Origin of the sequence: Pararhizobium antarcticum, assembly GCF_001885585.1 — a bacterium.
GTDB lineage: Bacteria > Pseudomonadota > Alphaproteobacteria > Rhizobiales > Rhizobiaceae > Pararhizobium > Pararhizobium antarcticum.
In genome coordinates, this window is sequence record NZ_LSRP01000109.1 from 20,532 (window position 1) to 27,431 (window position 6,900).

Genomic DNA, 6,900 nt, shown 5'->3' on the forward strand with positions numbered 1-6,900 from the left:
TCGAGCGTCCCGCATGGGAGCGGGACGCGAACCGGCAACCGGAGAGGCCCGATTCGAGCCGGACGGACTCCCCCGATTTCAAAACCGGATGATCTGGCGGATCGCCTCGCCGGTTGCCAGCCGCTCGAAACCCTCGTTGATCTCGTCAAGCGAGATCGTGTGGGTCACCAGTTTCTCGATCGGCAGCTTGCCGGCCTGCATCATCGCGGCAAAGCGCGGGATGTCGCGCACCGGCACGCAGGAGCCGACGTAAGAACCTTTCAAAGTCTGTTCGCTCACCGTCAGCGATACGGCAGGGATCGTCAGTTCCGCTTTCGGGTTCGGCAGGCCGCCGGTTACCGTCGTTCCGCCGCGGCGGGTGATGTCATAGGCAAATTTCAGCGCAGGCGCCGCACCGGCAAGCTCGACGGCGAGATCGACGCCGCCATTGGTCAGGGCCTTCACCTCGGCAATGGCGTTTTCCGCTGTGGGATCGATGGCGTGGGTGGCACCGAGTTCCAGCGCCAGCGCCCGCTTGTGGGCAGCTGGATCGGCAGCGATGATGGTCTCGGCCCCGGCAGCGACCGCGCCGAGCAGGCCAGCAAGCCCGACGCCGCCAAGGCCGACGATGGCGCAGCTTTGCCCCATCTTGAGGTCGCCGGAATTCAGCACCGCGCCGACGCCTGTCAGCACCGCACAACCGAGCAGGGCCGCCCGCTCCAGCGGGATCGACTTGTCGATCTTGATGCAGGAATTTTCCGACACGACCGCATGGGTGGAAAAGGCCGAAACGCCGATGTGATGGTTGATCGGCTGGCCTTTGTAGCGGATGCGCCGACCGCCGGAGAGCAACGTGCCCTTCGCCGCTGCCGCTGCACCCGGCTCGCAGAGCGCTGGCCGCCCCGAGGCGCAGGGCACGCAATGGCCGCAGGACGGCACGAAGACCAGCACCACATGATCGCCCGGCGAAAAGCGCGTGACACCCGGCCCCACCTCTTCCACCACGCCGGATGCTTCATGGCCGAGTGCCACCGGCATGTCGCGCGGGCGGTCGCCATTGATGACAGAGAGATCGGAATGGCAAAGCCCTGCCGCCACCATGCGCACGCGCAATTCGCCTGCTGCCGGATCGTCCAGGTCCACCTCGACGATTTCAAGCGGCGCGGTAACCTGATAGGGGCGCGGGCCACCCATGGTTCTCAGAAGAGCAGTCCTGGCTTTCATGTCGTTCTTCCCTCGTCTTTTTTCTTGTCAGTGATGGCCGAAGGACAGCGCGGTAACGACCGCGAGGCTGAACCCGATTGCAATGGTGATGATGAAAGCGCGGCGGCGTTGCTGTTCGGCCTCTGCCTGACCGGTTCTGGGCCTCAGTCGCGGATGGTAGGGCGGAATGTGGGTGCTGAGCGGACTTGCCATTTCCATCTTGTAGGCGAGGAACCACACGAGCCCGAGACCCGCCGCCCACATGACCAGCGACCAGCCCCAGAGCGATGGCATGCCAAGCGCCCAGCGACCGTCGACGGTGACGAAGGTATAGTTGCCGAAAACAAGACCGGGGCCGAGGGCGAGGAACAGCCAGACGAGCGTCACCGACCAGGCCGTGGAACGTAGCGCCCGGACGCGCGGGCTGCCGGTGAGCTGGACGAAGAGGAAATTGCGGGCTTCCGAGGCCTGTTCGCCAAAGCCGCGCCGCTGGGTAAAGGCCGAGACCAGCAGGGTGACGGCCACATTGGCGGCCATGCCCCAGGCGGCGGAATGGATGGTCCACGGGTTGCGGCCCCAGGGCAGATCGAGTCCGAAGAAGGAGAGCACCGATATGCCGAAGGGCTCGGTGAGCAGGACGCCGGCAATGCCGAAGCCAACACCGGTCACAGCAGCGGGCCGTGTTATCCAGCGCAGCCAGGTCATGCCGAGCAGCGGCACCCAGAGCTGGAAGGACAGTGGCAGCGCGAGCGATGCGAGCAATGTCAGCGCGACGGGCGTCAGCACCTGCATCAGCACGCTGGCCAGCAACAGCACGCCGATCACGACACGCGTCAGCGTCACGGTATCCCGGCGCGACAGGCTCGAATGGAAGAACGGTTTGTAGAGGTGGCGTACCAGCGTTTCACCAGCCGACAGGAGCGCGATGGCCCCCATCAGCTGCACGCCGGCAACAAGGCCGATGAACAGCCAGGCCGAGAACCATGGGGAGAGGCTTGCGAGCAGCCCGGAGAGATCGCGCGCGGGATCGATCAGCGCATGGGCGCCGATGACGGCGACACAGAAGGCGGCAAGCGCACCGAAGGCACCGGCCATCACCCAGGTCTGCCCGGCGGCAAGCCCACGCGGGCTGGAGGTCGAAAGCACCACTTTGATGATGACAGGGCTTGCCTGAAGGCCCATCAGAGCCATGGCAAAGGAAAGGCTCGCAAGCGCAGTCCCCTCATGGCCGGCTGCGGCCTCCTTGCCGATGCCGGCCGTGAACTGGACGACGCCCGTGACCAGGAAGCGGCTTGCGGATGCGGGATCGGCGGCGAGTTTGGCAAGCCCGGAATTGAGCGCGACAAAGCCGCCGGCATCGATCAGCGAGAACCCGGCGAGAACGAGGATGGCGGCAGCGGCAAACACCGCCTGCAGCGCGCCGATATAGCCCGCCGCGCGCATGCCGCCGATCACCACATAGCCGAACAGCACGAGACCGAGAAGCACGGCGGCAATTTCTTGGGAGATGGCCCCCCCGCCGAGCTGGACGACGAGGCGAGACAGGGTGAGAAGCTGCAATCCGGCAAAGGCCACGGCAAAGAGCACCGCGACCACGGCGGCAAAACCGGTGAGGAATTCCGAGCCCCAATAGGCGCGCAGCAGTTCCACGAGCGAGGAGACCCGCAGGCGCTGCGCCACCAACCAGAGACGCTTGAAGAAGAGGACGCCAGGCAGCGCCAGCGCGATACCTGCCTGCAGAACCGCCGCAAGGCCAAAACCATGGCGACCGATTTCTTCCGTCCCGCCGAGCACTGCCCAGCCTGAGAGGCTGGCACCGGATATGACGAGTGCGGAAATCCACGGGGGAATGCCATGGGCAGCGGAGAAATAGGTCTTGTAGTCACCGTTTGACCGGGCGCTCAGGCGCGCCCAGTAGAGCGTTACGGCGGCATAGAACAAACCGTAGAGCGGCAGCCAGATCACAGGCTTTCCTCCCGCTTGCCCAAGGGCCTGACGTGGAAGCGCGAGAAGGCGCCGCGCATACCATGCCGGGTGGAGAGATAGGCAAGGAAACCGGTGGCGAGCACACCAAACAGCGTAAGGCAGGAGTAGTAGTCGGCCATGGTCATCGTGCCGGTTGCCGCAGAAACCACGAAAACCAGGCCGAGCACGCCATAGGCGCCGATCCCAAGCACCGCTTCGCCCTGGCTGAAGCCGGTATCGAACACGCCATTGACGATGATATGCGCGATGAAGGCCAGCGTGATCACCCCGACGCCCGTTGCCGACAGCGCCCAGGCATCGTACTTCATCCCTTCCAGGAACAGGCCGAGGCCGAAGAAGCCCAGCACGGCCCAGATGGAAAAGATGAGGATCGAGCGTTCTATGCCGGAGGCGGCAGATGGGGTGGGCGATGATGACATGGCGGTGTTCCTGCGCCTTCCTGCAAGCTGGGGTCTGTCTGGGAAAAGTGGGAACGGCTTTCCCCTGACGAACGAAAAGACGACACTCTAGAGTTGCCAGCCGGGCAGGACCCGGCCAGCGGTCACGCTCAGTTGCGGCGGGGCTTTTCCGGCGCCGGGGCAGCCGGAGCGGACGGCTCCGTGTAGACGATCTTCGACAGGTCGCTCAGCGTGTGCGGCCGATGGATGGTGTCGGTCGACATGCCGATTTCGCTGAGCAGCGTGTCGACGAAGGGCGCCTGCGTGCGGTAGCGCAGCGCCGAGCTGACCACCTGTTCGGCAAGATTGCCGTCGCGGGGAGCGCCGCCATCGGCACCGACCTCCAGCGATCCGGATCCGCCACCGGAAAGGCCCGGAAGCCCTTCCACATGCAGGATCTTGATGCCCTCGATCTTCTCCATCGGCTTGACGCTTTCGCGGATGATCGCCGGCAGGTTTTCGACCAGCACTCGGTGCAGGGCGGACCGGCGGCTGGCATCGGAGCGCATGTTTTCGGCCGCGTTGAGCTTTTCCTTGCCCTCGGCTTCCACCTTCATGCGTTGCTCGAGCGCGGAGACGGCGATGCGGTCGGCATCGGCGCGATCCTGCGCGGCACCCTTTTCCGCTTCGGCGAGGATCCGCGTGCGGGCGGCCTCTGCTTCTGCCGCCTTCTCAGCCTCGATCCGTTCGATGGCCTTCTGGCGATTGGCGATCTCGGTATCGCGGATGGTCAGCACCTTTTCCTGTGCCTCGACCATCGCGCCGCGTGCCTTTTCGGCGAGCGCCTGGGCTTCGGAGCGCTCCTTCGATTTCACCGAGACAGCGATTTCGCGGTTCTGTTCCTCGATCTGGATCATCTCGCGACGCCGGATATCCAGCATCTCCACTTCCCGCTCCATGTCGATGCGGCTGCGCTCGACCGATTCCCGCTCCTTGAGCTTGACGGCTTCGATCTCTCGCTCACGCACGGCGTTTTCCGCGGCAATCTCGGACTTCTTGGCGGCCCGTTCGATGGCGACCTGCGCCTCGTGGGACAGGCGGGCATATTCGCTGTCGCGCTCGATCTCGAGGCTACGCTTTTCGGCTTCGAGGTTCTTCGCGCGGATGGCGACGGCAGTGTCCTTCTCGATATCGTTCCGCTTCTTCTTGCGGCTCTCTATCTGCTCGGTCAGGCGCGTCAGACCTTCTGCGTCGAAGGTGTTCGACGGATCGAAGAGCTTGATATCGGTCTGGTCAAGCGAGGTGAGCGAGACGGATTCAAGTTCGAGACCATCGAGCGCGAGGCTCTCGGCCACTTCCTGCTTCACTTCCTTGACGAAGGCCTGTCGGTTTTCGTGGATGTGTTCGAGCGTCATCGTTGCGGCGGCACCGCCCATGGCATCGACGAAGCGGCCCTGGATCAGGTCCTTCAGCTGCTCGGCATTCATGGTGCGGTTGCCAAGGCTGCGGGCAGCGGTCGCGACGGCTTCGTCGTTTGGCGACACACGGACATAGAACTCGACGGTCAGCTCGACACGCATCCGGTCCTTGGTGATCAGCGACTTCTCACGCGCCCGGGTCACTTCCAGCCGCAACGTGTTCATGTTGACCTCGGTGAGGTCATGGAGAATCGGCAAGACAAGTGCGCCGCCCCCCATGACGACCTTTTCACCGCCGAAGCCGGTTCTGACGAAGCTCACGTCCTTGGTGGAGCGGCGATAGAGCCAGTGCAGCAGATAGGCCGCGACGGCGATGACGATGGCCGCCAGTATAATGATGGCAATGACGTCTGCACCCTTCATGGACGTATTCCTTTTGAATGAGCAAGGGTTTCAGGCAAGAGATGGAAATCAGGCACGGGTGTTCTCCTCGCTGGCGAGAACCGCAGTCGAAAGAACGGCGACGCCGAATGCCATGCGGTTGAGAATGTCGGAAATATTGTAGGCAACAGACAGGCTGCCATCGTCGATCATGCCGGCAAAGGCGGTGAGGAAATTGCCGAGCGGATAGATGGCCCAACCGATCGTGACGATCAGCCTCAGCCAGAAATAGCCGCGTCGCAGGTGATCCCCCGTTGCATTGCGGACCACGTCGTCCATGCGGCCGAAGTAGAACTCGCCGAGCAGGTAGAGCCAGAAGACGAGGCCGATCAGGAAGGCGAGCGTCGGGTGCATGAACTGGGCTTCGCCGAGATAGCGCACGAAGACCATCAGCACCGACACCACGACCAGCCGCCAGAACAGACCCGCCGTGAGATTGCCCGCCGTGCGCGCCAGATAGTAGAGCGCGATCACCTGCAGCGGCATGGACACCGTCCAGCCGACATAGTGATAGACGACCGGCACGCCGTTGCCGGCAAACCAGGCCTCGCGCGCTTCATAGACTGAGCCGATGCCGATCAGTGCTGCGATGGCGCAAAGGGCCACCGGCAGGCGCCATTTCCGCTCGACCCAGGCCGAGCCCATCAGCAGAAGAAAGGTGGTCGCGGCCAGACCGAACAGGGCGACCGAAAAGCTCGCCGCAGTCAGATCGGTTGTCTGATAGACCGCCATGGTTATTGTCCCCCTTTAAGGAAAAGGTCGTGTCGCATTTGGTTCTCCCTAGATCTGCGTCCGGATGTGCGGCGAGCGTGCATAGAGCGCCACCATGGGAAGGATGAGCAGGCCGAAGATGAACTGCTGCCATTTGAAATCGAGGCCCATGCCGACCAGGAAGCTCGAAAGCACCTGCAGCACGAGAACGCCGATGACGGTGAAGCCGTAGCCACCTGCCCCGCCGAGCAGCGACGTGCCCCCGACGACGACCGCTGCGAGCGTAAGAAAGAGATACTGGTCACCCACCCCGATGAAGCCGCCGCCGGACCAGCCAAGCAGCAGGCCACCTGTCAGAGCGGCGAAGAAGCCGGAGAGTGCATACATGATGACCCAGTAACGCATCTCCGAAATCATCACGCGACTGGCCGAGGTGCGGTTGACGCCGAGCGCATAGAGATACCGGCCATAGACCGTGGTTCTCAGGCCGACGATCAGGATGAGGGCGATCAGCCCCCAGATCAAGATGACCGGCGGGAACGGCAGGCCGAAGGTGGTGCCATTCATCGCCGAGAAGTTGGAAAGCCAGGGCGGAACGGTGCCGAAGACGTTGCCGGAGTAAGCGGAACCAATGGAGGTAACGATCTGCACACCGCCCGTGTCAACGCCGGAGTAAAAACCGGCCAGGCGGCGGAGTAAAACCAGGCCACTTGCGGCGCACGCATGAGACCTCCGGGAGGGCGTAGCCCGAGCGGGGGTCTCATGCGTGCGCGTCGATGTTCTGA

6 protein-coding genes are annotated in these 6,900 nt (G+C 63.6%); all 6 read right to left on the minus strand.

Annotated elements, in window-relative coordinates; all coding sequences use genetic code 11:
- Window positions 1-78: 78 nt before the first annotated feature.
- The 6 genes from AX760_RS19615 to AX760_RS19640 all read right to left on the minus strand — a co-directional run bounded on the left by AX760_RS19615 (window position 79) and on the right by AX760_RS19640 (window position 6,766).
- Window positions 79-1,203, minus strand: coding sequence for a zinc-dependent alcohol dehydrogenase family protein (locus AX760_RS19615; protein WP_071834694.1), 1,125 nt, complete (start codon window positions 1,201-1,203; stop codon window positions 79-81).
- 27 nt (window positions 1,204-1,230) lie between these two features.
- Window positions 1,231-3,147, minus strand: a complete 1,917-nt coding sequence (locus tag AX760_RS19620) for a sodium:solute symporter family transporter (RefSeq protein WP_071834695.1) — start codon at window positions 3,145-3,147, stop codon at window positions 1,231-1,233.
- A complete protein-coding gene (locus tag AX760_RS27275; protein WP_071834696.1) occupies window positions 3,144-3,587 on the minus strand; it encodes a hypothetical protein in 444 nt (147 codons plus the stop codon). Before AX760_RS27275 ends, AX760_RS19620 begins: the two co-directional genes overlap by 4 nt.
- A 128-nt stretch (window positions 3,588-3,715) precedes the next feature.
- Window positions 3,716-5,386: a flotillin family protein gene (locus AX760_RS19630; RefSeq protein ID WP_071834697.1), complete on the minus strand. Its 1,671-nt coding sequence runs from the start codon at window positions 5,384-5,386 to the stop codon at window positions 3,716-3,718.
- 48 nt (window positions 5,387-5,434) lie between these two features.
- Window positions 5,435-6,136 (minus strand): bacteriorhodopsin, encoded by a 702-nt coding sequence (locus AX760_RS19635; RefSeq protein WP_071834698.1) that lies wholly within the window; start codon window positions 6,134-6,136, stop codon window positions 5,435-5,437.
- A 48-nt stretch (window positions 6,137-6,184) separates the two neighbouring features.
- The gene (locus AX760_RS19640) at window positions 6,185-6,766 is read right to left on the minus strand and encodes an ABC transporter permease subunit (protein ID WP_245295065.1); all 582 of its coding nucleotides are present in this window, start codon (window positions 6,764-6,766) and stop codon (window positions 6,185-6,187) included.
- Window positions 6,767-6,900: the final 134 nt, after the last annotated feature.

Bases quoted from the DNA above. Each gene is read 5' to 3' on its own strand.
- AX760_RS19630 (WP_071834697.1), bottom strand. From the start codon at position 5,386: ATGAAGGGTGCAGACGTCATTGCCATCATTATACTGGCGGCCATCGTC.
- AX760_RS19635 (WP_071834698.1), bottom strand. From the start codon at position 6,136: ATGGCGGTCTATCAGACAACCGATCTGACTGCGGCGAGCTTTTCGGTC.
- AX760_RS19615 (WP_071834694.1), bottom strand. From the start codon at position 1,203: ATGAAAGCCAGGACTGCTCTTCTGAGAACCATGGGTGGCCCGCGCCCC.
- AX760_RS27275 (WP_071834696.1), bottom strand. From the start codon at position 3,587: ATGTCATCATCGCCCACCCCATCTGCCGCCTCCGGCATAGAACGCTCG.